Origin of the sequence: Nitrobacter sp. (genome assembly GCF_047149785.1) — a bacterium.
Classification (GTDB): domain Bacteria; phylum Pseudomonadota; class Alphaproteobacteria; order Rhizobiales; family Xanthobacteraceae; genus Nitrobacter.
In genome coordinates, this window is the sequence record NZ_BAAGBE010000001.1 from 2,151,056 (window position 1) to 2,177,137 (window position 26,082).

A 26,082-nucleotide genomic window follows, 5' to 3' on the forward strand; every position below is an offset into this window, starting at 1 on the left:
CCGATCTTTCAATTATTCCGCGGCCTGAGCAAGCGGAAAAGCGAGCTGCGTCTCCCGCGGCGCAGGTTTCGCATGGCCGGACTCGCCGCCGCGCTCATCCAGGCTCTTTCTGAACCAGAGCGCGTAGAGACCCGGCAAATATAATAACGTCAGGAAAGTTGCAACGAACAGCCCGCCCATGATGGTGATCGCCATCGGTCCCCAGAACGCGGAGCGCGACAGCGGAATCATCGCAAGGATCGCGGCCAGCGCCGTCAGCACCACCGGGCGCGCGCGCCGCACCGTGGCTTCGACGATCGCCTCGCCGCGGGTCAGGCCGTGCGCCACGTCGGTCTCGATCTGGTCCACCAGAATGACCGCGTTGCGCATGATCATGCCGGCCAGCGCGATGAGGCCGAGCAACGCAACGAAGCCGAACGGCTGGCCCGCGACATTGAGGCCGAGCGACGCGCCGACAATGCCGAGCGGCGCCGTCAGGAACACCAGCACGAGGCGCGAGAAACTCTGCAACTGGATCATCAGCAGCGTCAGCATCACGGCGGCCATGACCGGAAACAGCGCGAAGATCGAGGCGTTGCCCTTGGCGGACTCCTCGAATGCGCCGCCCGCCTCGATCCGGTAGGCCGGCGGGAGGTGATCGCGAATCTCCTGCAATTCGGGCCAGATCTGGCTGGTGACGTCGGGCGCCTGTACGCCGTCCACCACGTCGCCGCGCACCGTGATCGCCATGTCGCGGTTGCGCCGCCACAGGATCGGCTCCTCGTGGGCGTATTCGATTTTCGCGACCTGCGACAGCGGCACCGCGACGCCGCCCCGCGAGGTCACGGTGAGATCGCCGACGCCGGCGAGATCGAGACGCTCCGACGGGATCGCGCGTGCGACGACGCCGACCTTCTCGATGCCGTCGCGCACCGTCGTCACCGGCACGCCCGAGATCAGCATGGCGAGCGCCTGCGAGACATCCTGCGGCGTCAGGCCGAGCGCACGGGCGCGATCCTGATCGACCACGAGCTTGAGGTACGGCGTCTGCTCGTTCCAGTCGAGACTGGGATCCTTGACGTTCGGATTGGCCCGCACGACGTCGCGCACCTTATAGGCGATGTCGCGCACCATCTTGGGATCGGGGCCGATCACCCGGAATTGAACGGGGAAGCCGACCGGCGGGCCGAAGTTGAAGCGGTCGACCCGCACCCGCGCCTCGGTCAGCGCGCCGTTGTCGACCGCCTTCTCGATCTTCGCCTTGATCCGCTCGCGCGCTTCGACGTTCTTCGCGACGATCACGATCTCGGCGAACGACTCGTTCGGCAGTTGCGGATTGAGCCCGAGCCAGAAGCGCGGCGAGCCCTGGCCGACATAGGCGGTGTAGGTGGCGATGTCGCTGTCGTCCTTGAGAAGCTTCTCGGCTTCCTTCACCGACTTCTCGGTGACGCCGAACGCCGTGCCTTCCGGCAGCCGCAGTTGCAGGAACAATTCGGGTCGCTCCGACAGCGGGAAGAACTGCTGCTGCACATGGCCGAAGCCGACGATGGCGGCGACGAAGATGCCGGCGGTCGCCGCGACCACCTTGATGCGGTGGTCGACGCACCACTGGATCACGGCGCGCAAGCTCCGATAAAGCCGCGTCTCGTAGATCGCATGCGGATCATGATTGTGGCTGACCTTCATGTCAGGCAGCAGCTTGACGCCGATGTAGGGCGTGAAGATCACCGCGACGAACCAGGATGCGACCAGCGCGATCGCCACGACCCAGAAGATACCGCCGGCATATTCGCCCACGGCCGAATTGGCGAAGCCGATCGGCAGGAAGCCGGCCGCCGTCACCAAAGTGCCGGTCAGCATGGGAAACGCGGTGGATTCCCAGGCAAAGGACGCCGCGCGGATGCGGTCCCAGCCCTGCTCCATCTTCACCACCATCATCTCGACGGCGATAATGGCATCGTCGACCAGAAGCCCGAGCGCGATGATCAGGGCGCCGAGCGTGATGCGGTGCAGGTCGAGCGACATCGCTTCCATGACGATGAAGACGATGCCGAGAACGAGCGGCACCGACAGCGCCACCACGATGCCGGTGCGCCAGCCCAATGCGAGGAAGCTGACGAACAGCACGATCGCCAGCGCTTCGACGAAGGAGCGCACGAATTCGCCGACGGCGTGCTCGACCACTTTCGGCTGATCGGCGATGCGCTCGATGTCGATGCCCTGCGGCACCGCCCGCATGAACTCGTCCGTGGCCCTGGTGACGTCCTCGCCGAGCTTGAGAATGTTGGCGCCCTTCGCGGTCACGACGCCGATGCCGAGCGCGGGCTTGCCCTCCTGCCGCACCTTGAACGTGGGCGGATCGACGAAGCCATGGGTGACGGTCGCGATGTCGCCGAGGCGAAACACGCGTCCGTTGCTTTCGACCGGCGTTTCCGCCACCGCTTTGGCGCCATCGAGCGCGCCGGTAACGCGCAACGCCACCCGCTGCGACGAGGTTTCGACCGTGCCGGCCGGCGTCACCGCGTTCTGTTTTGCGAGAGAATCGAAGATCGCCTGCGGCGCGATGCCGAGCGTCGCCAGCTTGGCGTGGGAGAACTCGACGTAGATGCGCTCGTCCTGGGTGCCGTAGAGGTTGACCTTGGTGACGCCGTCCACCCTCAACAGCCGCTGGCGCAAACCTTCGGCGACCTTTTTCAACTGCGCGTAATCCGCGCCGGCGCCGGTGAGCGCATAGAGAATGGAATCGACGTCGCTGAACTCGTCGTTGACCACAGGCCCGATGATTCCGGCCGGAAGGCTTCCTTGCGCATCGGCAAGCTTCTTGCGCAACAGATAGAACAGATAGGGCACCTGCTTCGGCGGCGCGGAATCGAGGAACGACACCTGCATCGCCGTGAAAGCCGGCTTGGAATAGGTCTGCACCTTGTCGAAATACGGCAGCTCCTGCAACTTCTTCTCGATCGGGTCGGCGACCTGCGTCTGCATCTCCTCCGCGGTCGCGCCGGGCCACATCACCGAGACGTTCACCACCTTGACCGTGAAAGAGGGGTCTTCGGCCCGGCCGAGCTTCTCATAGGAGAAGAAACCGGCAACGCCGAGCGCCACGATCAGAAACAGGATCAGCGCCGGATGGCTCACGGCCCAGGCGGACAGATTGAAGCGCTTCATGGCAGCCTCTCCGCAACAGGATTTTGTTTTGTCTCGGAAGTCTCGGCGATGCCGACCCACTCCCTCTCCCATGGGGAGAGGATTGGGGTGAGGGGCTCCGACGTATCGATGGGTGCAAATCCCCTCACCCGGATTTGTCGCTTCGCGTCAAATCCGACCTCTCCCCACCGGGGAGAGGTGAAGCCCACCTCATATTGATGTTTCAATTTCATGGCTGTGACCGGTAACTAGAACGACAGCGACGACACGCCACGCACCTTCTGCGCCGGATCGAGCTTCTGCACGCCGAGCACGACCACCTTCGCGCCCTCCTCCACGCCGCCGGTGATGATGACGTCGTTGCTCTCGTAGGATTTGACGTTGACAGGCTTCAGCGCGACGTCGCCCTCGCCGTCGACGACATAGAGAGATGACGGACCGCCCTGACTGAACAAGGCCGACAGCGGCACCCGCGCCACGCGCGAGGTGGCGGCGTCAGTCAGCGTCAGCGTCGCCGTCATGCCGAGCGATACCTTGTCGTCGGCGTCCGGCAGCGAGAATTTGGCGAGATAGGTGCGGGTTGCGGGATCGGCGGTCGGCGCGATCTCACGCAGTTTTGCCGTATAGGTCTTGCCCGGCTCCGACCACAGCGAAACCCGCGCGGTGCCGGTCTTGGCCCGGCCGATCAGCATTTCCGGAATCGCAACCACCGCTTCCTTCTCGCCAAGGCGGGCAACGCGGATCGCGCCCTGGCCCGAAGCCACCACCTGTCCGGCATCGACCAGCGTCGCCGTGACCACGCCGCGGGTATCGGAGGTCAGCGTCGCATAGGACAGAGAATTCCTCGTCAACTCGACCGAGCGCTGCGCGCGATTCAGCCGCGCCCGTGCTTCGTCGGCCGCGGCCCTGGCCTGATCGAGCTGGGCATCCGTGCTCCAACCCTTCGCGCGCAACTCCTTCGCGCGGGTTTCGGCGGCGGCAGCCTGTGCCAGCACGCCTTTGGACGCGCTCAATTCCGCCTGCGCCTGCTCGGCCTGCAGTTTGAGGTCGACTTCATCGAGGGTGGCGAGCGGCTGGCCGATCTCGACGCTCTGGCCGACCTCGACGAGGCGCTTCTCGACCTTGCCGGGCACCCGGAAGCCCATCTCGGTCTCGATCCGCGGCTTGATGGTGCCGACGAAGCTGCGCTCCGGAGTCTCGGCCTCGTAATGCACCGTGGCAGTCAAGACCGGGCGGCCCGGCTCGACCTTCTCCGCGGTCGATTCATTGCAGCCCCCCAGCGCCAGTGCCGGAAGGACGACCAGAACGAGCGGCAAGCATCTGGAAAACCAGAAGAAAAAGGAATGAGACTGCATCGGAAAATTCCTTCAGGAGCCATTCTTCCATTTACTGTGGAATATTTATTGATGAATGTCAATATTCATCATAAATCATGAAGCCGCGAACGATTGGGTGGTTCCGTCGCGGTCCGGGACACAGGAGTCCGGAAAAATAAACAGCGCGCCGGACTGCGCGATGGAACGCCGATAGTCCACCGCCCGACGGATCGGCAGTTCAAAGCTCAAGCCGTTTTGATGAAGGCAATCCGAGGTTTAGCCAGAAGCGGCCATGCAACCGGAGAGTCCGTTCAGGCGCGATCAGGCGACGCCGACCGCAGGTCACGGTCACGGACCGCGCGTACCCTCAGGGTAGATAAAATTTTAATGATGCCCGTTCAAAGATACCGCAGGCTTCAACGCGGATTGCGCGGGCACTGCGGACTTATCGCCATGCGCATCAAAGAACGTCACAAGCCTGATCGGAGGCGCGTTCCCGTCCGACTAGAACTGTGAATCGGTGAGAATTCACCTGCATTGGAAGGACTCCAAAAATGAAGGCGAAGATAAGCGTTATTCTGCCCGCAATCGTCTCCGCGCTTGTCATGATAGGCGCCGTTTCCGCCGGAATTGCGGCCTATCAGGCGTACGAACAGCGCCAGAAATCCGAAGCATTTCTCGAAGTGAACCATATCTCGCAACTGCTGCTGCAAAGCGCAGGGCAATGGGCGATCGAGCGCGGGCTGACGAACGCGCCGCTGAAGTCGCCCGATGCTCTCCCTGCCGAACTCCGTCCCCAAATCATGAGCACGCGACAAAAAGCCGATCGCGCATTTTCGGAGGCCGCTCAACTGCTGCACGGAATCCCGACGATGAAATCTGCAGAAACGCAGATCTCGGACGCCGAGAGTACGTTCCAGTCGTTTGTCGGCTTTCGTACCAGACTCGATGAGAATCTTCCCAAACGGGGATCGGAACGGAGCCCGGACGTCGTTGAGGGTTTCTCGCCGGCAATCACCAAGCTGATCGACGTTTCCGGCAACAAGCTGCGACTGACGTTGGAAACGCTGAGCCGCCCGCCTTCTGCGGCTCTGACGCAATTGGTCAGCTTACGTAATTTGACTGCGCAAATGGCCGAGAACGCCGGAAGGGAGCGTGCATTCCTCGGAGGAATGGTCGGCTCTCGCGCCAAGCTCACAACGAGCGGCTTCCAGAAGATTGCCGGTTTCCGCGGAATAGTTGAGTTGGCATGGGACACGATCTTACCGATCCGGATGCGAGCCGACTTGCCGAAAAAAGTCGATAATGCGATCGCGGACGTCGAGAAGGATTATTTCCAGGTCTACGGCCAGACGCGCGACGGCGTGCTCGCAACAGCCGAGACGGGCGAGTACAACATCAGCGGCAACGACTATGTCGCGCGGGCGACCACCGCGATCAATTCGATCCTTCGGCTGGCCGATGCGGTCGGTGAAGCGGCCGACCAGGAGGCCGCCAAAGAAGCGGCGAACAGCACGTCCAAACTGATTGTCGCCGGACTGATCCTGCTGGGCTGTATCGCTCTCGCGCTGGTCAGCTTCTGGATTGCGTTTTCGCGGATCCTGCGGCCGCTGTCTGCGCTGACGGGCGCGATGGGCGAACTCGCGAAAGGCAACTTTTCGGTGGTCCTGCCCGGACTCGAGCGCCAGGACGAGATGGGCGACATGGCGCGCGCGGTCGAGACCTTCAAGCTCAAGGCCGAACAGAAAGCGCGCGACGAAGCGGAAGCCAAGATGAAGCAGGATCAGCTTGCCGCCCAGCAGCGCAAGGAAGACATGCACCGGCTCGCCGACAGCTTCGAGGCGGCGGTCGGCGAAGTGATCCAGACGGTCACCTCGGCAGCGACCCAGCTCGAGGGTTCGGCGACCGCCCTGACCCGGACAGCCGAGCAGACCCACCAGCTTTCCTCCGCCGTGGCGGCGGCCTCCGAGGAAGCGACGGTCAACGTTCAGTCGGTGGCCTCCGCCAGCGAGGAGATGGCGGCGTCCGTCAACGAAATCAGCCGGCAGGTCCAGGAAGCGTCGAGGATCGCGAGCGAGGCGGCGCAAAAGGCCCACAGCGCCGACCAGCGGATCACGTCGCTGTCGCAGGCATCGACCAAGATCGGAGACGTGATCGAACTCATCAATACGATCGCCAGCCAGACCAACCTGCTGGCGCTCAACGCCACGATCGAGGCCGCCCGCGCAGGCGAGGCCGGCCGCGGCTTCGCGGTGGTGGCGTCCGAGGTGAAGGCGTTGGCCGAGCAGACCGCCAAGGCGACCGCCGAAATCGGTCAGCAGATCGCGAGCATCCAGTCGGCGACGGACGACTCGGTCGTCAACGTGAAGGAGATCGGCGTCGTCATCGGCAGGATCGCCGAGATTTCCTCGACGATCGCCTCAGCCGTCGAAGAGCAGGCCTCTGCGACGCAGGAGATATCCCGCAACGTCCAGCAGGCCGCAGCCGGCACCTCCGAGGTTTCCTCCAACATCATCGAGGTCAGCAACGGAGCATCCGCAACAGGCGGCGCCTCCACGCAGGCCCTGGCCGCGGCGAAGTCCCTGGCCAGCAATACGTCCCGTCTCAAGCTGGAGGTCGATAACTTCCTGGCAACGGTCAGGGCCGCCTAGGGCCCTGTCAAGACGCCTGAGGTTGTCGCGGTCGATCCTGTCGCGCGATGGCGATGGCCTCATTCAGAGTTCAATCCATTCATGAGCGATTGCCCCCCCGCAATCGCTCATGAAATTTTCGTCCGGGAACTTCAGCCGCGACCGTCTGCCCTCTCCCACTCTCCGCCCGCAGCAGGAACCCACCGCAGCTCTTCGCGTTGTTGAAGCTCAACGCAAAGGAGACGACCTATGGGTTCCACGACGGACAAGATCAAGGGAACAGCCAACGAGGCGATCGGCAAGGCGAAGCAGAACATCGGCGAAGCCGTCGGCTCCGACAAGATGCAGGGCGAGGGTGCAATCCAGGAAATGAAGGGCAAGGGTCAGAAGGCGCTCGGCGAAGCCAAGGAGGCGGTGAAGGAATCCGCCAACAAGGCGGCGAACGCGGCAAACAAAAATCTTTGATCTGGACATTGCCCGTTCAAGCAGAGGACCGGCCCGGTAGCCGGTCCTTTTTTGGCACCATCAGCTATCCACGCACCTCTTGAGCCTTTCCGCTTCTGACGGAATCAGAAGCGGGGCTCTATGGTTTTGATTTGGCGCGTTTCTTTACGCGATCCGGTATCCATCCTCGGGTCAAGCCCGAGGAGATGCTTCGCTCGAAAACGCTCCAACGCACGGGTTTCGCGACATGACGCGGACTGATAAACCCGCGTCATGCTCAGGGTCGCCGCTCTCTATCAATTTACGTCACTGCCGGATTTCCGCGAGTTGCGCGAACCGTTGCGCGTGATTTGCGCCGGGCTTTCCATCAAGGGCTCGATCCTGCTCGCCGAAGAAGGCATCAACGGCACCGTCGCCGGCCTGCCCGACGCCATCGATGCGCTGGTGACGGAACTGCAATCGGGTCCGCTGTTCTCCGGCCGGCTCGACAATCTCGAACTGAAATTCTCGCAGGCATCAGTGATGCCGTTCGCGCGGCTCAAGGTCCGGCTAAAGAAAGAAATCGTGACGCTCGGCGATCCCGCCGCCGATCCGACCCGCGCGGTCGGCATCTATGTCGAGCCGAAGGACTGGAACGATCTGATCGCCGCGCCGGGCACGCTTCTGATCGATACCCGCAATGCCTTCGAGGTGGCGATGGGCACCTTCGAAGGCGCGATCGATCCGCAGCTTGCGCGGTTCGGGCAGTTCAAGGATTTCGTCGCGCAAAAGCTCGATCCGCACCGCCACCGCAGGATCGCAATGTTCTGCACCGGCGGCATTCGCTGCGAAAAGGCGAGCTCCTATCTGTTGTCCCGCGGCTTTGAGGAGGTCTATCACCTCAAGGGCGGCATCCTGAATTACCTCGAAGCCGTCCCCGAAAGCCAAAGCCGCTGGCGGGGCGAATGCTTCGTGTTCGACGAGCGCATCGCGCTCGGCCACCGGCTGAAGGAAAAGACCCGCTCCGGCCGGCTCATGGAGGGAGCGCCACCCCGCGATGACTGACAGGACCTTGGCCGATCGCATCGACGCGCTGGAGATGCGCCTGACCTACCAGGACGAGACCATCGAGGCGCTGAACCAGACCGTCACGGCCCAGTGGAAGCAGATCGACGCGCTTTTGCGGCAGGTCGCCGAACTCAGCGAGCGCGTACGGGAGGCCGAAGCCGCGCGTCCCGCCCCCGCAAACGAACCGCCGCCGCATTATTGAAGGGGGACGCCGCTGCTTGTGCGCCGACGCCGTATCACCGTTGATCGGCAATCGTTATCGGCCTATCAGGGGGCGGGCAACGCGCCTCGCTGACGGGCGATTGCCACGCAAATCGCCGCCGCCTGCAACAATACGATGCGCCGCCGGAAAGGATCGCATGACCGCGGAAGTCTCGATCGGGGACGGAGAGTCCGCCCGGCTGACGCCGCATCCGCTGCGGACCGCGATCCTGGGCGAACTGCATGCGCGGCCGTTCACGGCGCTGTCCGTTCCTGCCCGCATCCTGCATTTCGCCTTCGAGACGGCCGGCGAGCGGGCTCAGGCCGACCTCGACCATCTCGCGGCGTTCTGTTCGGCGCGCGGCCTGCCGGTGCCGACCTCCGCCGAGCGGCACTATCGCGTCGCGTTCGGCACCACCGTGCTGCGGTGGGAGCAGCACTCCGAATTCACGACCTATACCTGGGAGCTGCCCTCCCAGCCTGACGGAATTCCGTTTCATCCGGCGGCCGCGGCGCTCGCCGCCCCGATGCAACTCGTGCCGCAACCCGGACCGCTTCTGGTCGCCATCGACATGCACGTGCTGGCCGACGGCCCCGCCGTCCAGCCGCCGGAGCGGCTGTTCGATCGCAACAGCCTCGCGCTTGCCGAAAACAATGACGGCGCTGCGATCTATGCGACCGACTTCCAGCCCGACCCGTCCGGCTTCGTGCGGATTCTGATCGTCGACCGCAAACTCAATCCGGATCGCGCCGGCGCGCTGGCGCAACGCGTGATCGAGATCGAAACCTATCGCACGCTCGCTCTGCTCGGCCTGCCCGAGGCGCAGCGGCTCGCGCCGTCGATCAGCGCGGTCGAGCAACGGCTCGCCGAGGTGACCGACAAGATGCGCAATAACGGCAATCTCGCCGACAACCGCCACCTGCTCGACGAGCTGACGGCGCTGGCCGCGGAAGTCGAGGCCGGCGCGGCGGCGAGCGTCTTCCGCTTCGGCGCCAGCCGGGCCTACTATGAGATCGTGCAGCAGCGGCTGGCGACCATCGGCGAGCGGAAAGTGGCCGGGCTGCCGACGTGGACATCGTTCCTGGCGCGGCGCATGGCGCCGGCGATGCGAACCTGCGTCACCACCGAGGCGCGTCAGGAGAGCCTGTCGCTCAAGCTGTCACGCACGGCGAACCTGCTGCGCACACGGGTCGACGTCGAACTCGAACAGCAGAATCAGGAACTCTTGAAATCGATGAACGCCCGCACCCGGATGCAGCTCCGCCTGCAGACCACCGTCGAGGGGCTGTCGGTCGCGGCCATCACTTATTACGTGGTCAGCCTGTTCGGCTATGTCGCCAAGGCGCTCCACGAGTCCGGGCTGATTCCGATCGAGCCGGGTTATCTGACCGCTGGCTTCATTCCGGTGGCGGCGCTATCGATCTGGTCGGTGGTGCGCCGCATTCGCCACAAGCACATCGGCCGCGACGGTTGACTCTTTATGAAGGAGCGGCAAACCACCCAAAGATTTCGTTTCCCGAAATAGCTCTCACGCTGGGTTGCCGTCGAGCATGCCCGTCAGACGCTGGCGGATGATGCGCTCGGCATCCGCCATGATGCGGTCGATCAGTTCCTTGCAGCTCGGCACGTCGTGGATCAGGCCGGCGGTCAGGCCGCAGCTCCAGGCGCCGGCGTCCATGTCGCCCTCGATCATCACCTTGGGATAGACGCCGGCGACCTCCTCGATGATGTCGCCGATCTTGAGGTCCGCGCCTTTCTCCCGTTCGATCTCCATCAGCCTCTCGACCTTGCGGTTGTTGAGCACGCGCTCGGTGTTACGCAGCGCGCGCATGATCAGCCGGGTATCGCGTTCGGTGGCCGCGACCAGCGCCTTCTTGACGTTGTCATGCACCGGCGCCTCTTTGGTGGCGATGAAGCGCGTACCCATGTTCATGCCTGAGGCGCCCAGCGCCAGCGCGGCGACCAGGCTGCGCGCATCGGCCATGCCGCCGGAAGCCACGAACGGAATCCTGAGTTCGTCGGCGGCGCGCGGCAGCAGGATCATGTTGGGGATGTCGTCCTCGCCGGGATGGCCGCCGCACTCGAAGCCGTCGACGCTGACCGCATCGCAACCGATCTGCTCCGCCTTCAGCGCGTGCCGCACCGCGGTGCATTTGTGGATCACCTTGATGCCGGCGGCCTTGAGCGCGGGCATGTATTGTTCGGGGTTGCGGCCCGCCGTCTCGACGATCCCGACGCCGCCCTCCACGATCGCCCGGATGTATTCGGGATAGGGCGGCGCGGTGAACGCGGGCAGAAACGTCAGGTTCACGCCGAACGGCTTGTCGGTCATGCCGCGGCAGCGCGCGATCTCCTTCGCCAGCAGGTCCGGCGTCTTCTGCGTCAGTCCGGTGATGATGCCGAGGCCGCCCGCATTCGAGACCGCGGACGCCAGCTCCGCAAAGCCGACGTAATGCATGCCGCCCTGGATGATCGGATGCCGGATGCCGAACAGTTCGGTGATGGCTGTTTTCACGGAAAAACCCCCGGTTCGCTCATGGTGATAGCTGCCTTGACATACCGCTTCAGGTCGGTTTCACTCATAAAACTATGCCATTCTGTGATTATTTCCTGCAGAATGAGGCAGCGTGCGCTGCGAAAGGAACTGCGGCGCCGCTTCGAAAAGCATCTGCGGTTTCTCCGCGTTGCGCCGGAGACTGAATGTACCGCAGACGGATGCCACCGAGCAGATCATGACAGACCCCGAAAAGGAAACGACGGAGCGGCATCGGCATGCCCCCCGCGTTTCCGCCGAGCATGCGGAAACCGGCCTCGGACAGATCGGACTCATCACTCACGAGGACGGTCTCGTCAGGGATTCTCTGATCGCCGAATGCGCCGCAGCGCTGGCTACGCGAGGATATCGCCTGGGCGGCGTTGTTCAGTCCAACCCGCATCGGGAAGGCCGGCGCCGCTGCGATATGTATGTGAGGGACCTGCTGGGCGGCGGCGAGGTCAAGATTTCGCTGGACCGCGGCAACGAAGCGAGAGGATGCCGCCTCGATCAGGACGCGTTCGCACGCATCGATGCCTGGATCGAGCGCGCGGTGCTCGAGCATGTCGACCTGGTCGTCATCAACAAGTTCGGCAAGGAAGAAGCGCAAGGCCGGGGGCTGCGGTCGGTCATCGCCGAAGCCCTGATCGCCGAAATTCCGCTGATCATCGGCGTCTCCGAACACAACCTCGATGACTTCCTGGCGTTCGCCGGAGAGTCGGCCACCCGCCTGAAATCCGATGTCGAAGCGATAACGGCATGGTGCCGGAACGCGATCGAACGCCGGGCTCATGGCCGGTGCGAGCCGGGATTGCCGTCCGGGGGAGCATAAGGGATACGCAAAAAAGCTGCTGGCTGGAGAGGCCGGAAAAGGATAACCTCCATTTCAACGTGTCATAACTGTTGCCAGCTTGCACCCATGGCTTCAACCGGCCCCATTTCGAACAGCGAATTCCCCGCTCTCCAGCGCGATCACGCGAAGTCACGCGATGGACGATAAGCAGATCCTCCAGAATGCAACGCGCAGCGCTGCCCAAGCGGGTATGATCACGCTTGTATTCGAGAATTTTACTGCGCAGCTCATCAAGTTCATCCTCAGCGGAAATGTCCTTGATGACATTTCTCTCATGATGCTTCGCGATGATTGCATCCGCGATTTGAAAAACTCCACGATAACGGGAATATCCCTGGAGGAAGAGGCCGAAATCTTCAAACAGGCTGTCGAAAACGCCGAAAAATTGCTCAACGCCGCAATAGCGAGAGGACGCGACATCTAGTCCCCGAGCGATTTCAGGTCCCGTTCCAGGCTTCCCGGGTCACCTCGCAGCGGCCGGCTTGTCGGATCGCGCCTCGGCCCCGAGGCCCGCACTTGCCAGGTCCTCGGCCTCGGCATTCCCGATTGCCGGAGATCGGATGCACGTTGACGCAATGGGTTCAAGCCCGTACAGAGAGCGCGCACAATACCGCAGGATCATAGTGTTGCCTGTGTTCAGTGAGGTTCCCCCTACGATGTCGCAATCGCGTCCGGTATCCGTCAGCAGCACGATCGATGACATGAAGGCCGAGCGCAGCGCGCTCGAAGCCTTTGCCAATGATCGCGCCCGCGATTTCGTGGGCAGGCAGTCGGTCATTGCGCGCATCACCGATCTCTGTCTCTCTCCCGCGAAAGATCTCTCCCCTACGAGAGAAATAGCGCCATGGGGAATCTGCGTTACCGGCGATCCGGGTTCGGGCAAGAGCGCGCTGTTCGGTGAAGTTCTGCGCCGGATGAAGGAGACCGACGCTTTTGTGCTCGCGCACGCCGCCGGCTCAAGCCCGCAAGCTTCGTCGGTCGACGCCATGCTGCGCCGCTGGATCGACGAACTCAGCAGCGCCCTCGGGGTTGGCGAGGTCGACCTTCCGACAAATATCGAACCCGAGATCCTCGAGAAGGCTTTCGCCTCGCTGCTTGCGCGCATGGCGTCGCAGCGCCGCGTGGTCATCCTGATCGACGCGCTTGACCGGTTCAGGAAGACCGCGCGCGGAAAGCTCACGACCTGGGTGCCGCGGCCGTGGCCGATCAATGCGCGGCTCGTCGCAACCGCCATTGCCGGCGGCGCCTCCAAAGCGCTGGCCGAGCGTCCGGGCGTGGAGGCGTTGACATTGCCGCCGCTGGACGCGAACGAGGCGCGCGGCCTCGCCGACGCCATGCGCAAGCGTTATCGCAGCAAAATCGGGCAACCGGTGATCGATGCGCTGCTTGAGAAAAAACATGCCGGCGCGCCCGCTTTCGGTCATCCGTTGTGGCTGGTGGTGGCCATCGAGGAACTCGAATTGCTCGGAACCGAGCACTTCGCCGACATGCAGCGCGAGTATTCCGGTGATCCGGCGGAACGCCTGCACAATGCGATGATGGACAGCGTCGGGAGCATGCCATCGGACATTCTACCGCTCTACCGCGCAACGTTTGACAGTGCTTCGGCAACATTGGGCGCCGCCCTCACCTCGGCGTTCATCGGCCTTATCTCCGCGAGCAGGTCGGGATGGCGAGAGAGCGATTTCCTCCAGTTGCTGCCGAAAGTCAGCGGCGAGCCGTGGGATGCGAAGCGTTTCGCCGCGCTGCTTCGCATGTTCCGTAGCCAGATTCACCAGCAAGGCAACCTTGCGCAGTGGAATTTCAACCACGCCCAGGCGCAGGCCGCCGCCCGCTCGCGCCGCGCTGGCCTGCGTATCTCGGATTCGCAACTGCACCTGCTGATCGCCGATCACCTTCTGGCGCTGGCGTCCGACGATCCCCTGCGCGCGACTGAAACCATGGTTCACCTGCTGGCGAGCAAGGACGCCGCCCGGGCCGTCCGACACTACGGCGACTCATCGTTAAGCGGAGCGGAGCTGCAAGGCGCCACGCGCGCGCTCGCCGATGCCGTGATCTCTCCGGCGGCGGGCACTCCGGCGAGCGCGGCGCAAGAGATTTGCCGCCTGCTTGAGAACTCCGACGATTCTGCCCGCGCGCTCGTAGCCGAGCGTTTCCTCTTCAATCTTGATGAAGCGATCGAGCGGCACGTGTCTCCCGATGTCCGCCTGATCCTCCTGAGTGCGATCGAAAGAGCGTTCGAGCACCTGTTACGCACGGATGCCGATAACGCTCGCTGGCAGCGCGGTCTGTCGGTCTCGCGCGACCGCATCGGCGACGTGCTGGTCATGCAGGGCAAATTGCCCGATGCACTGAAATCCTTCCGCGACGTACTCGCGATCAGGGAGCGGCTGGCGAGCGCCGAGCCCGACAACATCGAGAGGCAGAGCGATCTGTCCATGTCGCACGAGAAGATCGGCGATGTGCTGGCTGTGCAAGGCAAGCTGCCCGAGGCGCTGGAAGCCTTCCGCAAGCAGCTCGCGGTCGCCCAGCGGCTGGCGAACGCCGCCCCCGACAACGCGGACCTGCAGCTCGGTCTGTCACTGTCGCACGAAAAGATCGGTGAAGCGTTGATGGCGCAGGGTAAGCTTCCCGAGGCGCTGGAAGCCTTCCGCAGCCAGCTCGAGATCACCGAACAGCTTGCGCGCGCCGCCGACACCGATGACACCCCATGGCAGCGCGATCGAACGCTGTCCTACGATCGCGTCGGCGAGGTGCTGATGGCGCAGGGCAAGCTGCCCGAAGCGCTGGAGGTTTTGCGAGACGGGCTCGCGATCAAGGAGCGGCTGGCAAAGGCCCATCCCGACAACACCGGCTGGCAGCGCAGTCTGTTGCGCTCTTATGATCGTATCGGCGACGTGTTGGTGTCGCAGGGCAAGCTGCCCGATGCGATGACAGCTTTCCGCACGGGACTTGAGATCACCCAGCAACTGGCGCGCACTGAACCTGACAATGCCGGCTGGCAGCGCGATCTGTCGGTATCCCACGCCAAGATCGGCGACGTGCATGTGGCACAGAGCAGTCTCCCCGACGCGCTGAAATGCTTCCACGAAGGGCTGACGATCAGGCAGCGATTGGCGAACGCCGACCCCGACAATGTCGACTGGCAACGCGGCCTGGCGGTGTCCTACGATCGGATCGGCGACGTGCTGATGGCCCAGGAAAATCCGTCCGAGGCGCTGAAGGCCTTCCAGGACCAGCTCGCAATCGCCGAGCGGCTCGTGCAGGCAGACCCGGGCAATTCGGGCTGGCAGCGCGATCTCTCGGTGTCCCACGAGAAGGTCGGCGACGTGCTGTTTACGCAAGGCAATCTGCCCGAGGCGCTGAAATCCTTCCGCGATGCGCTTGCGATCCGAGAGCGGCTGGCGCGCAACGATCCCGGCAACGCCGACTGGCAGCGCAGCCTTTCAGTATCGCACGATTGCATCGGCGACGTGCTGGAAGCGCAGGGTGACCTGCCCGAGGCGTTGAAAGCCTATCGTAACGCGCTTGCGATCCGGCAGCGACTGGCGCAAAGCGACCCCGGCAACGTCAGTTGGCAGCGTGATCTTACGGTGTCCTGCTCTCGTGTCGGCGAAGCGCTGGAAGCGCTGGGCAATCTGGACGAGGCGCTGAAATCCTTTAACGAAGGGCTGGCGATCCTCGAGCGGCTGTCGCTTGCCGACCCCGGCAACGTCGACTTGCAGCGCAACGTCGCCATCAACCAGGGGCACCTTGCCGATGTGTATCGCCGGTCGAATGACCCCGACAATGCAATGACTGCGCTGCGGCAGGGACAAGCCGCCATGGAGCGGGTCGTCAGGCGCGCGCCGGATAACGCCGGCTGGAAGAAAGATCTGGATTGGTTCAACGAGCAGATCGAGACCATGACGGAATAATCCGTCTGCATCCGGATAAACATGGTCGGCGGCGACGCGCCTTGCGGCATCGCTGAATCGATCGCGCGCGCTGCGCTACGGCCGCCCGGTCGCTCTCCTTTCCACGCCTGTCAAGTCCTCGCATGCGAAATCTCTCGCGGCGCGCGAATCACGACGACGTACATTGCACGGTATGCAGATATCTGATATGCGTTTGCGCGATAACGGTGCTGCCTGAGGGGTGGCGATCGGAAAAATCAAATTCAGGGGGGAACGTAATGGCCGATTATGCGAATGCCAGCGTTGTAATCGAAACGGTACCGCCGGCAGAGATGGGAGCCGCGCTGGCCGCAGATGCCGCCAAGAAAGCCAAGTTCGGCACCATTCACCTGCTCGTTCGCGGCTTTTTGTGCACGCCCTTTCTGGCCTACGGAGCCTGCGTGGTCTTCGCGATGGTCGCCGCCGGCATCCCGCTCGGTGCGGCCGGTCTCATCTTCCCGGCCGGTTACGTCACGCTGAGCTTCCTCGGCCTGGAGATGGCGACCGGCAGTTTCGCGACGATGCCGATCGGCATGTACGCCGGAACGGTCACGCCGTTCCAACTGGTTCGCAACTGGACCTGGACGCTGATCGGCAACCTGGCCGGGGGTATATTCTTTGGCTGGCTGCTCTGGTTCTCATTGACCAAGGGCGGCTCCATCGAGCCGGACAGCATGCTCAAGGTCATTGCCAAGACCGCCGAGGCCAAGGTGAGCTATATCCACTACGGCGTTATTGGCTGGTGCGCCGCCATCGGCAAGGGTGTGCTTTGTAACTGGCTGGTGAGCCTCGGGTCCGTCATGTCCAAGGCCACGCGCAGCACCGTGGGCCGGGTAATCCTGATGTGGATCCCGATCGGGATGTTCTTCGCGCTGGGGTTCGAGCACACCGTGGTCAACATGTGGCTGTTCCCGACCGCTATCCTCTCCGGCGCCCATGTAAGCATCTACGAGTGGTGGGTGTGGAACCAGATCCCGGTCACCATCGGTAATATCCTTGGCGCGATGGTTCTGAACGGTACGCTGTGGTACTTCACTCATACCCTGCAAAGAGACTAAAGCGCGTCAGATTTGACTGAGTTGTCATGCCCGGCCTCGTGCCGGGCATTGACGTTTTGAAGCGGAAATCTCAAAGACGTGGATGGCCGGGACAAGCCCGGCCATGACGTGTTGAAACACTTCATCCTCAACCCATCCCGCGCTAGGGCGCTCTTTTCCGGAAACGGGGCTCGAAGTCCTCGAACCGGAGCATTAGTTGAAGGAGGATCAGCAGCAACTTGTGAGGTGATCCATGCGCATTTTCGTTGCCGGGGCGACGGGCGCTGTCGGACGCCGTCTGGTTCCGCGCTTGGTCAACAGAGGGCATAGCGTGGCCGGATTGACGCGAACGCCCGCGAAAACGGACCTCTTGAGGAAACTCGGCGCCGACCCCGTGGTCGCTGATGCGCTCGACGAGAAAGCCATTCATGCCGCGGTTGTGGCAGCGCGCCCGGATGTGATCGTGCATCAACTCACGGATTTGAAGGGTGCGTCAGACCTGCGCAAATTCGACCGCACCTTCGCGAGCAGCAACCGGCTGCGCACAGTCGGAACCAACCATCTCCTCGCAGCCGCGCAGGCCTGCGGCGCGAAGCGAATGGTCGCGCAAAGCTTCTGCGGCTGGCCCTATGCACGGATCGGCGGTCACGTGAAGACTGAAGACGATCCGCTCGATCAGGATCCGCCGCAGGAACTCCGCGGCACGCTCGACGCGATCCGCTATCTCGAGCACGCCGTTACGACGACGCCGGGCCTGGTCGGCGTTGCGCTACGCTATGGCGGATTCTATGGCCCCGATACCGGGTTCTGCGATCCGTCCGTTTTGGAACAGATTCGCAAGCGCCGCATGCCGCTGATCGGCGGCGGAACGGGATGGTGGTCGTTCCTGCATGTCGACGATGCCGCCGAAGCGGCCGCGCTCGCGGTCGAGCGTGGCGAGGGCGTTTACAATATTGTCGACGATGATCCCGCGCCGGTGCATGCCTGGCTCACGGAGATCGCCAAGATGCTCGGGGCAAAACCGCCGTTCCGTGTTCCCGCATGGCTCGGCCGCCTTTTGGCCGGGCAGCATCTCGTCGTCATGATGACCGAGTCCCGCGCGGGATCGAACGCCAAGGCCGAGCGGGAACTCGGGTGGTCGCCAAGCTATCCGTCCTGGCGGCAAGGCTTTTCCGAAATCATCGGAAAGGAAATGCGGTCGGCCGCATAGATCAAATTGGCCGCAGGAAGACAATCATCATGTGCGGCCAGCATGTGCGGCGACGGCTGGCGCGGGGATGCCGCCTTATTCCGAGTTGGGAATATGGTGGCTTCCGCGACACCGTGTCCGCATTGTTGAAGCGTTTCCAGCCACGCGAGAAGCGCAAGTCGGAAGCGAGGCTTAACGCAAGCTCCTAGTCCATCCGTAGGCAGCCTGCATCACCCATCAAACGAGCGACAAATTCTCTGCGCTGGTCTTGCCGCGCATCTTATCCGTCTTCGCCTCGAAATTGACCTTCTGGCCTTCGGCGAGGCCTGTGAGGCCCGCACGCTCGACCGCGCTGATGTGCACGAACACGTCGTTGCCGCCGTCGTTCGGCTGGATGAAGCCAAAACCCTTCTGGCCGTTAAACCACTTCACTGTACCTGTCGTCATAACTTCTCTCCCAGAGCACGCATGCTTATAGTCTCGCGCGACCTCCGCACGAGTGTCGATCCAATTTCAGCGATGTCCAAGGAAAGAGCCCGAAGGCGCGCTTACAAGACAACTGCGCAAATCGAATGATCTCACGCTATAGGTATTCTGAGGAATAGCAAGCGCTCAATTGTATTCAGCTGAAGACGAGATTGAACGCCATTCGGCCTTCTCGTTCTGCAGATGGAAAATAGCGGATATCGACAAGACCTAATATCACGACCAGTGATGCCAACGGCGCTGCCACCGAGGTCGCTGCATCGAGAGATGAACCGGCTGTTCGACGACGCCTTTCGGGGTTTCGACGGCCGCCTGCCGACATTTGGCTAGCCTGTCGTCCTTCAACGGGATCTGGCCGAACGTCGAGATCTCCGAGACCGACAAGGAGATCAAGGTGACGGCCGAGATTCCTGGTCAACGGCGAATGGCTATCCATCGTCATTTTCGAGTGAGAGAAGGCCGAGCAGGCTTCAAGCTCGAGCAGCGGGTGGGGCTATGTGGAAGGACGCTCAGGAGCCGCTGCGTCGGCTTGGTCACGCGGATCGGCTTTACGCGGCGGGTCTTTATCCCGCGTCTCGTTTGACAGCCATGGTGCACCTCGCACGGCGTCCCATACGACCAACACCGCCCCAAGCAATGTTGAGAGTAACAGAAGAAGGATCTCCGTCATGATCGGTACCGCAGGTGATCTCCAAAGGGGAGATGGCAACTTTTACGCGTCCGTCGCCCATCCGTATCAGACTCCGGTTCGACCGAACGAGCGCACTGGTATCAGCTTGGTTCCTCCGCCCCTATTCGTCATCTACTGATCGTCGGGACCACGCCTATCATGCGTTTTAGATATTCGCGCAGAGCCGATGCGGTTCCTGCACCAAACTAAATGGTGCATTTCTACTAGAAAATGGTGTTGAGGAACTAACTGCAGTTCAGGGCGTTGTCTCCTCGATTCAGCAACATCGACACATCCTTCAACACAGGGGACAGCCATGGACCAGGTGGTGAGTGATCGTCTCCATGAGACCGAATGGGAATTGCTCCTTAGTGGCTTGAGCAATGGGCTTATTCTCGTCAGATCGAATGGCGAGATCGCCTGGATGGACGATAAAACCCGCCGTCGCGTGAACGGCGGGTTGCAAAATCTCGACCTTCCCATCCGAAAATCCGACGGATGTGCGATCGACTGCTTTATTACCGCCGTCCCTGTAACGATCAATGGCGAGCGGACGGTAGTGTGCGTCATGCAGGAGATGAACGATCGGAAGGAATTCGGGCATGACCTGCTGGCCGCTATTGAAGGCGTCATGGCCGATACGTCTCGTGCAATCCTCGATAAGCTCAAGGCATTGCGCCAAACCGCCCCGTTGCGGGCGCCATCATCGGACTTGGATCTTCTGACGGACCGTGAACGCGAGGTTCTGGGGCTCATTTGCGAGGGCCGCAGTGACGCCGAGATGAGCCGTATGCTGCATCTGTCACCGAATACGGTGCGTAATCACATCGCAGCGCTGTTTCGCAAGATAGGCGTGAACAGGCGTAGCGCCGCTATTATCTGGGCGCGTGAGCGCGCCATCACCACTCGAGACGCACTCGGGACGAAGCGGCAACGCTGTGGCCCCTCGGACGACAAACCCTCCGCTTGAGGCAAGTCTTCTACTAGTAGGGTGGTATTTTCCAATCTCTTGCACAAGGCGCGCGCGCACTGTTTCCTAGTGCGACCCGTCATGTCGACGAGGTGCTCAGGCCTGAGCGGTGCCACCGTTTGTTAGGCCGCACCACGCCATGGCGGGACGACTACCTTGTAACTCCAACAAGGCGATAGCCGGTGACCGAGTTCGTGCTTCGACTCTACATTGCTGGACACTCCGCCGTCTCCCGTCGGGCAAAGCAAAATCTCGATCGCTTGCAACGTCTCATCAAACCACAGGGCGGGGACGTGGAAGTCATTGACATTCTCGCGCAGCCGGAGCTCGCCGAGCAGGCTCGCATTCTGGCTACACCGACTCTCTCTTATGAGCACCCCGTGCGCCCGCGCCGCATTGTCGGTGATCTCAGCGACACGAGAAGCGTTCTCGATTTTCTGGGGATAGAGTTGAAGAGGGATACCGCATGAGCGAGCAGGATCTCGACGCCGCCGCCGTGCTGGAGCGAGTCAAAACCGGCGTCAATGCGTTCGACGAACTGGTCATGGGTGGCCTGCCACGTGCACGCACCACGGTGGTCAGCGGCACGCCGGGAAGCGGAAAGACGGTATTCGCAACCCAGTTTCTCGCCCATGGCATCACGACCCATGGCGAGAACGGCGTGCTTGTCACATTCGAGGAGCCGCCGGCGGATATCGAAGCCAACATGCGTGGCTTCGGCTGGGAGCTTGCAAAGTGGCGGCAGGAAAGTCGGCTTGCATTTGTGGACGCCAGCCCGCCATCGAGCGATGAATTGATCGTCGGCGAGTTTGATCTTGCCGGCCTGCTTTCACGGATTCAGCATGCCGTTAGAACAGCCGACGCCAAGCGCGTGGTGCTGGACTCGCTGACCCAACTCTTCGACCATTTTATCGGCGACCCGAAGATCCTGCGCCGCGAGCTGTTTCATATCAGCAGCGCCTTGAAGAAGGCTGGGCTGACCGTGCTCATGACGGCGGAGCGCAACAGCGAGTATGGCGAGATCACGCGCCATCGCCTCGAGGAGTTCGTCGCTGATAACGTCGTCATCCTTCGCAACGTCCTTCATCGCGAGAAACGTCGCCGCACGATCGAGGTGCTCAAGATGCGCGGCAGTCACCACGCGGAAGGAGAAGCTCCATTCACGCTGCTGGAAAATCAGGGCGTCGTCGCGGTGCCGCTGTCGTCGCTGCGTCTGGAGCAACAGTCGAGCATTGTACGGGTGACAAGCGGCAATCCATCTATCGACGAAATGTGCGGCGGCGGCTTCTTCCGCGACAGCGTCACCCTGGTCAGCGGTGCTACCGGCACGGGCAAGACCCTGCTGGTGACCAACTTCCTCGCCGGCGGGGTCGCGGCTGGAGAGAAAGCGTTGCTGTTCGGCTACGAGGAGAGCAAGGGGCAACTGTTTCGCAACGCGACCGGCTGGGGAGTCGATTTTGCGCAGATGGAGGCCGAAGGAAAACTCAAGATCATCTGCCTCTATCCCGAAGCTCAGAGTCTTCCCGACCATCTGCTCACGATCCAGGCTCTCGTCGACGAATTTCAGCCGAGCCGGATTGCCATAGACAGCCTCTCCGCCCTGGAACGTATCGCTTCCGACATCGGATTCCGCGAGTTCCTGATCAGCCTCACGTCGTTCATCAAGAAGCGGGAGATTGCCGGGCTTTGCACGGCGACCAGCAAGTCACTCATTGGCGGCGAGAGCGCGAGCGAACAGCATATCTCGACGCTGACGGACTCGATCATCCTGCTGCGCTACATCCAGAGGAAAGAAACGATGCACCGGGGTCTGATGGTATTGAAGATGCGTGGCAGCGAGCATGCCAAGGAAATCCGGCGATTTACCATCGACAGCACCGGCATGCACCTGGGCAGTCCATTCGAAGAGGTGCCGAACGTCTTCACGGGCGGAAATATCGCAAATCAGTAGAGGGACGTCGACTGTCTTCCATGTTGCAAGGCGATTTCGACCAAAAACATGCCAAGCCTCCTCCCGAGTAACAATATCGATCAGACCGACATCAGCTTTCTTATTGAGAAGAACGCGGATGGTATCATCGTCGTCGATGATGACGGCGTCGTTTTGTTCGCCAACCCCGCGGCCGAACAGCTTTTCGCGCGTCCCGCTGATGAACTGGTTGGCACCTCGATCGGCATTCCGTTTCTGGCCGGTGAAACGACAGAGATCATCGTACACCAGCCAAATGGGAGCCGGATCTCTGCGGAAATCCGAGCCGTCGCGACGGCTTGGAATCATCGCCCCGCTCGGCTTGCCAGTCTTCGCGACATCTCCGCTCGCAAGGCCACCGACGAACGGTTACGGCATTCAGCCAAGATGGAAGCCATCGGGCAACTCACGGCGGGGATCGCTCACGATTTCAACAACGTGCTCACCGTAGTGCTCGGTAACATTGAGAACGCGCAGCGGAAAATCGGAGCAACGGACGGCGGGCTCGCACGAGCGCTCGAGAATGCCATGCATGGCGCACGGCGCGCAGCGGTGTTGACAGAACGCCTGCTGACATTTGCCCGTCGCAAGCCGCTTGAGCCCAAGGTGTTTGACCCGAACGTGCTCGTGTCCGGGATGTCCGATTTGCTCCAGCGCACGCTTGGCGAAACCATCAGCGTACAGACGGCGCTCGCTGCCGATGCTTGGAGCGTGGATGTCGACCCGGCGGAATTGGAGGCGGCGATTCTCAACCTCGCGGTCAACGCTCGCGATGCCATGCCGTCCGGCGGCAAGCTGACTATCGAAACCTCGAATGTGGAACTCGACTCCGCCTACGCCTCCACCAACATCGAAGCTCTTGCCGGACCTCACGTGCTCATCTCCGTCACAGATACGGGGAGCGGGATGGCACCCGATGCGCTCAGGCGGGCTTTCGAACCGTTCTTCACGACAAAAGCAGGCGGACAAGGGACCGGCCTGGGGCTCAGCCAGGTCTATGGCTTTGTCGCGCAGAGCGGCGGTCATGTGAAGCTCCACAGCGAACCTGGCACCGGCACCACGGTCCGCATCTATCTGCCGAAGGCGCAGCAGCCCCAAACTGTCGCGGGACGGCAAGGCGCAACACTGACGGAAAGGATGCAAGCTCCCCAAGGCCGGCCAGGTGAAACGATCCTGATCGTTGAGGATGACGACAATGTCCGCAGCTATGCGGTCGGAAGCTTGCGCGAGCTTGGATACGCGGTGCTGGAAGCCATCGATGCCGCATCCGCTCTCGATATTCTTAAACGGAATACGAGAATCGATCTCCTGCTTACCGATCTTGGCCTTCCTGGCGGCATTGACGGGAGGGTCTTGACGGAACGCGCCCGAGGCCTTCGCGCCTCGTTGAAGGTGCTGGTTATGACAGCTTATGCCGGTACAGCGCTGGTCCATGACGGCCGCCTCGATCCGGGCGTCGAATTGCTCAGCAAGCCATTTTCCTTCAGCGGGCTCGCCGCGCGGGTTCGCCAAATCCTTGACAATCGTCGGGATCCCCCTCGCCTTCTTATCGTGGAAGATGAAGTGCTGTTGCGCATGTTTGTCGTCGACGCACTCACAGAAGCGGGATGCCTTACGGAGGAGGCGGGCAACTTCGCGGAGGCCATGACCAAGATGCAGGACATTGGAGATTCGCTTGCAGGAGCGATCATCGATCTTGGTTTGCCGGACAAACCCGGAGATGAATTGGCGCTGGAAATACGCAAGCTGCGTCCCGATCTTCCGATTGTGCTTGCGACTGGACTGGCCGATGAGCGCGTGTATCGGCAGTTTGGTTCAGACGGCCATGTTCGGGTTCTTACAAAGCCGTTCGAGCCAATGAGGTTAATCGCCACGCTACGCGACCTTGGGATTCAAATCGGAAAATCTGCGTGAATATCGAGAACCGCCGTGGCGCGCGCTACCGCGGCGGCAACGCATCCACCACCAAGATGGTGACGAACGCAGACCAACCTCTGAAGACGCGGAGCATGCGAACTCATGCGCCTTGGCTTTTCGGATCATCGCACGGAATCGAGAACGCCCGCTGAAAACGTCGCAGAAATGCATATTCGGCGTCGTTGGCTCGATTTGCCGCCGCATCACAATTTAATGATCGGAAAACGTCTCCGACCTTCCCGATCTTGCACGAAGATCACAAAAGCGCTAACCGCTCTTCGTCATGACTCAGGCTGAAAACCATAGTCCCTCCACTATCGTTTCGAGTGCAGCCGTCGGGGCGTATGGGAGCGTGTATTTCGCCATTGCAATAGCTGCATGTATCCTGTGGTGGCTTACCCGGAACCATGCGTCGCTCCTGCCGCTATGGGCACCTTGGGAATTTTCCTGGTTAGAATTCCTGTCCGCGTGGCTGACGATCTATTGGTACATTCGCGGCGTTACTTCGATAACGGCCGCTGAACGTCCCTCTCTCCTGCGGCGAGTATCTTTTTTTGCCGGAATGCTCGTGATCTATGCAGTGCTCGAGACTCACTTCGAGTACCTGGCCGAACATCAATTCTTCTTCAACCGTATCCAGCATGTCGCCATGCATCATCTCGGGCCATTGCTGATTGCCCTGAGCTGGCCGGGCGCAGAAATTAAACGCGGTATGCCCGCCTCACTGCGACGTGTTGTCGAGCATAGAATCCCAATCAGAATCGTTCATATTCTTCAGCAGCCGATATTGGCGGCATTTCTGTTCGTCGGGTCATTCTTTTTCTGGCTCATTCCCTCGATCCATTTCCACGCCATGATCGACCCGCGTCTTTTTGCGCTGATGAACTGGACGATGGTGATCGATGGCATCCTGTTCTGGTGCCTAGTGCTCGATCCACGTCCATCGCCTCCGGCGCGCGTATCGTTCGGCTGGCGCGCCGCGCTTGCCACGGTGGTCATGTTCCCGCAAATTCTCGGTGGCGCGATCATCGTGTTCAATCGACATGACCTTTATACGTTCTACGATCTCTGTGGGCGCATCTATCCCAATATTGGAGCGCATTATGATCAAACCATTGGCGGCCTGATCACCTGGATCCCACCGGCGATGATGAGTGTGGTCGCTCTCGTGTTGGTCCTGAACGCCATGCGGTTGTCGGAAGAACGGAATCTTGCCAATGACACCAAAAAGATGGGTCCTCCCCTTAATGCCAGCCCGTGGACGGGGTAATAAAACGATTGTTCTTGGCGGCGTGGCCGCGCTCGCCTGTCTCATCTTCGCGGCGAGCACGGCGGCCGTTGCGAACGGTATCACCATCGATAAGCCGTGGCTGAGGTTCATCATCAAGGATCGGCCGGCTGGCGGCTATTTCACCTTGCACAATGGTACTGATCGAAACGTCGAACTGACCGGTGCGTCCTCCATCGGCTGCCGCATGATGATGCTACATCAGAGCAAGGAAATCGGCGGTGTGGAGAAGATGCTTCCTGTCAAAAGCGTCACCGTGCCGGCGCATGGCACTTTGAACTTCACTCCCGGAAGCTATCACCTGATGTGCATGAACCCAAAAAGTACAGTCATAGTCGGTAGGACCGTGCCTGTTATTTTGAGATTCGCAGACGGCACGACGATAAGCGCCGACTTCCCCGTAAAAGGGCCCGACCGATAGAGCGTTTTCAAGCGGAGTGGCTTACCGGTTCGCTTAAAGAAAACGCGTC

General features: G+C 61.6%; 20 protein-coding genes and 1 pseudogene. 17 read left to right on the forward strand and 4 right to left on the reverse strand.

The annotated features are described in order from the left end of the window. Positions 1–12: 12 nt before the first annotated feature. Both ACMDCM_RS09910 and ACMDCM_RS09915 read right to left on the reverse strand, forming a co-directional pair. Positions 13–3,147 (reverse strand): efflux RND transporter permease subunit, encoded by a 3,135-nt coding sequence (locus tag ACMDCM_RS09910; protein ID WP_412773407.1) that lies wholly within the window; start codon positions 3,145–3,147, stop codon positions 13–15. A gap of 227 nt (positions 3,148–3,374) precedes the next feature. Then, the gene (locus ACMDCM_RS09915) at positions 3,375–4,481 is read right to left on the reverse strand and encodes an efflux RND transporter periplasmic adaptor subunit (RefSeq protein WP_412773408.1); all 1,107 of its coding nucleotides are present in this window, start codon (positions 4,479–4,481) and stop codon (positions 3,375–3,377) included. Positions 4,482–4,996: 515 nt separating this feature from the next. On the opposite strand from ACMDCM_RS09915, the gene ACMDCM_RS09920 reads away from it, so the two are divergent. The 5 genes from ACMDCM_RS09920 (at position 4,997) to ACMDCM_RS09940 (ending at position 10,239) form a co-directional block, all read left to right on the forward strand. Beyond that, entirely contained in the window at positions 4,997–7,093 is a 2,097-nt protein-coding gene (locus ACMDCM_RS09920; RefSeq protein ID WP_412773409.1) for a methyl-accepting chemotaxis protein, read from the forward strand. A 228-nt stretch (positions 7,094–7,321) separates the two neighbouring features. Then, positions 7,322–7,537: a CsbD family protein gene (locus tag ACMDCM_RS09925; protein ID WP_412773410.1), complete on the forward strand. Its 216-nt coding sequence runs from the start codon at positions 7,322–7,324 to the stop codon at positions 7,535–7,537. A 252-nt stretch (positions 7,538–7,789) separates the two neighbouring features. After that, a complete protein-coding gene (gene trhO / locus ACMDCM_RS09930) occupies positions 7,790–8,560 on the forward strand; it encodes an oxygen-dependent tRNA uridine(34) hydroxylase TrhO (protein WP_412773411.1) in 771 nt (256 codons plus the stop codon). Beyond that, entirely contained in the window at positions 8,553–8,765 is a 213-nt protein-coding gene (locus ACMDCM_RS09935) for a SlyX family protein (protein ID WP_412773412.1), read from the forward strand. Before trhO ends, ACMDCM_RS09935 begins: the two co-directional genes overlap by 8 nt. 157 nt (positions 8,766–8,922) lie before the next feature. Then, positions 8,923–10,239, forward strand: a complete 1,317-nt coding sequence (locus tag ACMDCM_RS09940; RefSeq protein WP_412773413.1) for a DUF3422 family protein — start codon at positions 8,923–8,925, stop codon at positions 10,237–10,239. Positions 10,240–10,293: 54 nt separating this feature from the next. Here ACMDCM_RS09940 and ACMDCM_RS09945 read toward each other — a convergent pair whose 3' ends face one another. Beyond that, on the reverse strand, positions 10,294–11,280 hold the full coding sequence (locus ACMDCM_RS09945; RefSeq protein ID WP_412773414.1) for an NAD(P)H-dependent flavin oxidoreductase: 987 nt from the start codon (positions 11,278–11,280) through the stop codon (positions 10,294–10,296). Positions 11,281–11,497: 217 nt separating this feature from the next. Here ACMDCM_RS09945 and ACMDCM_RS09950 point away from each other — a divergent pair, with 217 nt between their 5' ends. From ACMDCM_RS09950 to ACMDCM_RS09970, 5 genes are all read left to right on the forward strand, one after another. After that, the gene (locus ACMDCM_RS09950) at positions 11,498–12,130 is read left to right on the forward strand and encodes a DUF2478 domain-containing protein (RefSeq protein ID WP_412773415.1); all 633 of its coding nucleotides are present in this window, start codon (positions 11,498–11,500) and stop codon (positions 12,128–12,130) included. Positions 12,131–12,287: 157 nt separating this feature from the next. Beyond that, complete coding sequence (locus ACMDCM_RS09955; RefSeq protein WP_412773416.1) at positions 12,288–12,575, forward strand: hypothetical protein; 288 nt, start codon at positions 12,288–12,290, stop codon at positions 12,573–12,575. A gap of 232 nt (positions 12,576–12,807) precedes the next feature. Continuing rightward, a complete protein-coding gene (locus ACMDCM_RS09960) occupies positions 12,808–16,068 on the forward strand; it encodes a tetratricopeptide repeat protein (RefSeq protein WP_412773417.1) in 3,261 nt (1,086 codons plus the stop codon). A 257-nt stretch (positions 16,069–16,325) separates the two neighbouring features. Continuing rightward, positions 16,326–17,144 (forward strand): formate/nitrite transporter family protein, encoded by an 819-nt coding sequence (locus ACMDCM_RS09965; RefSeq protein WP_412773418.1) that lies wholly within the window; start codon positions 16,326–16,328, stop codon positions 17,142–17,144. Positions 17,145–17,376: 232 nt separating this feature from the next. After that, positions 17,377–18,333, forward strand: coding sequence for an NAD-dependent epimerase/dehydratase family protein (locus ACMDCM_RS09970; RefSeq protein ID WP_412773419.1), 957 nt, complete (start codon positions 17,377–17,379; stop codon positions 18,331–18,333). 216 nt (positions 18,334–18,549) lie between these two features. Here ACMDCM_RS09970 and ACMDCM_RS09975 read toward each other — a convergent pair whose 3' ends face one another. After that, positions 18,550–18,759: a cold-shock protein gene (locus tag ACMDCM_RS09975; RefSeq protein WP_412773420.1), complete on the reverse strand. Its 210-nt coding sequence runs from the start codon at positions 18,757–18,759 to the stop codon at positions 18,550–18,552. Positions 18,760–18,981: 222 nt separating this feature from the next. On the opposite strand from ACMDCM_RS09975, the pseudogene ACMDCM_RS09980 reads away from it, so the two are divergent. The 7 genes and pseudogenes from ACMDCM_RS09980 to ACMDCM_RS10010 form a co-directional block, all read left to right on the forward strand. Next, a pseudogene (locus ACMDCM_RS09980) lies at positions 18,982–19,213 on the forward strand (hypothetical protein); the annotation flags it as partial. Between the two features lie 571 nt (positions 19,214–19,784). Further along, the gene (locus tag ACMDCM_RS09985; protein ID WP_412773421.1) at positions 19,785–20,438 is read left to right on the forward strand and encodes a response regulator transcription factor; all 654 of its coding nucleotides are present in this window, start codon (positions 19,785–19,787) and stop codon (positions 20,436–20,438) included. A 182-nt stretch (positions 20,439–20,620) separates the two neighbouring features. After that, positions 20,621–20,908 (forward strand): circadian clock KaiB family protein, encoded by a 288-nt coding sequence (locus ACMDCM_RS09990; RefSeq protein ID WP_412773422.1) that lies wholly within the window; start codon positions 20,621–20,623, stop codon positions 20,906–20,908. Beyond that, positions 20,905–22,389 carry a circadian clock protein KaiC gene (kaiC, locus tag ACMDCM_RS09995; RefSeq protein WP_412773423.1) on the forward strand — a complete coding sequence of 495 codons (1,485 nt, stop codon included), beginning with the start codon at positions 20,905–20,907 and terminating at the stop codon, positions 22,387–22,389. Before ACMDCM_RS09990 ends, kaiC begins: the two co-directional genes overlap by 4 nt. A 48-nt stretch (positions 22,390–22,437) precedes the next feature. After that, the gene (locus ACMDCM_RS10000; protein ID WP_412773424.1) at positions 22,438–24,321 is read left to right on the forward strand and encodes a response regulator; all 1,884 of its coding nucleotides are present in this window, start codon (positions 22,438–22,440) and stop codon (positions 24,319–24,321) included. A gap of 286 nt (positions 24,322–24,607) precedes the next feature. Next, positions 24,608–25,594, forward strand: coding sequence for a cytochrome c oxidase assembly protein (locus tag ACMDCM_RS10005; protein WP_412773425.1), 987 nt, complete (start codon positions 24,608–24,610; stop codon positions 25,592–25,594). Next, on the forward strand, positions 25,572–26,033 hold the full coding sequence (locus ACMDCM_RS10010; RefSeq protein ID WP_412773426.1) for a copper chaperone PCu(A)C: 462 nt from the start codon (positions 25,572–25,574) through the stop codon (positions 26,031–26,033). Before ACMDCM_RS10005 ends, ACMDCM_RS10010 begins: the two co-directional genes overlap by 23 nt. The last annotated feature ends 49 nt before the right edge of the window (positions 26,034–26,082 follow it).

Excerpts from the sequence above, each read along its gene's own strand:
- trhO (WP_412773411.1), top strand. The coding sequence starts at position 7,790 with ATGCTCAGGGTCGCCGCTCTCTATCAATTTACGTCACTGCCGGATTTC.
- ACMDCM_RS09920 (WP_412773409.1), top strand. The coding sequence starts at position 4,997 with ATGAAGGCGAAGATAAGCGTTATTCTGCCCGCAATCGTCTCCGCGCTT.
- ACMDCM_RS09965 (WP_412773418.1), top strand. The coding sequence starts at position 16,326 with ATGGCCGATTATGCGAATGCCAGCGTTGTAATCGAAACGGTACCGCCG.
- ACMDCM_RS09960 (WP_412773417.1), top strand. The coding sequence starts at position 12,808 with ATGTCGCAATCGCGTCCGGTATCCGTCAGCAGCACGATCGATGACATG.
- ACMDCM_RS09950 (WP_412773415.1), top strand. The coding sequence starts at position 11,498 with ATGACAGACCCCGAAAAGGAAACGACGGAGCGGCATCGGCATGCCCCC.
- ACMDCM_RS09915 (WP_412773408.1), bottom strand. The coding sequence starts at position 4,481 with ATGCAGTCTCATTCCTTTTTCTTCTGGTTTTCCAGATGCTTGCCGCTC.
- kaiC (WP_412773423.1), top strand. The coding sequence starts at position 20,905 with ATGAGCGAGCAGGATCTCGACGCCGCCGCCGTGCTGGAGCGAGTCAAA.
- ACMDCM_RS09985 (WP_412773421.1), top strand. The coding sequence starts at position 19,785 with ATGGACCAGGTGGTGAGTGATCGTCTCCATGAGACCGAATGGGAATTG.
- ACMDCM_RS09940 (WP_412773413.1), top strand. The coding sequence starts at position 8,923 with ATGACCGCGGAAGTCTCGATCGGGGACGGAGAGTCCGCCCGGCTGACG.
- ACMDCM_RS10010 (WP_412773426.1), top strand. The coding sequence starts at position 25,572 with ATGCCAGCCCGTGGACGGGGTAATAAAACGATTGTTCTTGGCGGCGTG.
- ACMDCM_RS10000 (WP_412773424.1), top strand. The coding sequence starts at position 22,438 with ATGCCAAGCCTCCTCCCGAGTAACAATATCGATCAGACCGACATCAGC.
- ACMDCM_RS09975 (WP_412773420.1), bottom strand. The coding sequence starts at position 18,759 with ATGACGACAGGTACAGTGAAGTGGTTTAACGGCCAGAAGGGTTTTGGC.
- ACMDCM_RS09910 (WP_412773407.1), bottom strand. The coding sequence starts at position 3,147 with ATGAAGCGCTTCAATCTGTCCGCCTGGGCCGTGAGCCATCCGGCGCTG.
- ACMDCM_RS09970 (WP_412773419.1), top strand. The coding sequence starts at position 17,377 with ATGCGCATTTTCGTTGCCGGGGCGACGGGCGCTGTCGGACGCCGTCTG.
- ACMDCM_RS10005 (WP_412773425.1), top strand. The coding sequence starts at position 24,608 with ATGACTCAGGCTGAAAACCATAGTCCCTCCACTATCGTTTCGAGTGCA.
- ACMDCM_RS09925 (WP_412773410.1), top strand. The coding sequence starts at position 7,322 with ATGGGTTCCACGACGGACAAGATCAAGGGAACAGCCAACGAGGCGATC.
- ACMDCM_RS09955 (WP_412773416.1), top strand. The coding sequence starts at position 12,288 with ATGGACGATAAGCAGATCCTCCAGAATGCAACGCGCAGCGCTGCCCAA.
- ACMDCM_RS09935 (WP_412773412.1), top strand. The coding sequence starts at position 8,553 with ATGACTGACAGGACCTTGGCCGATCGCATCGACGCGCTGGAGATGCGC.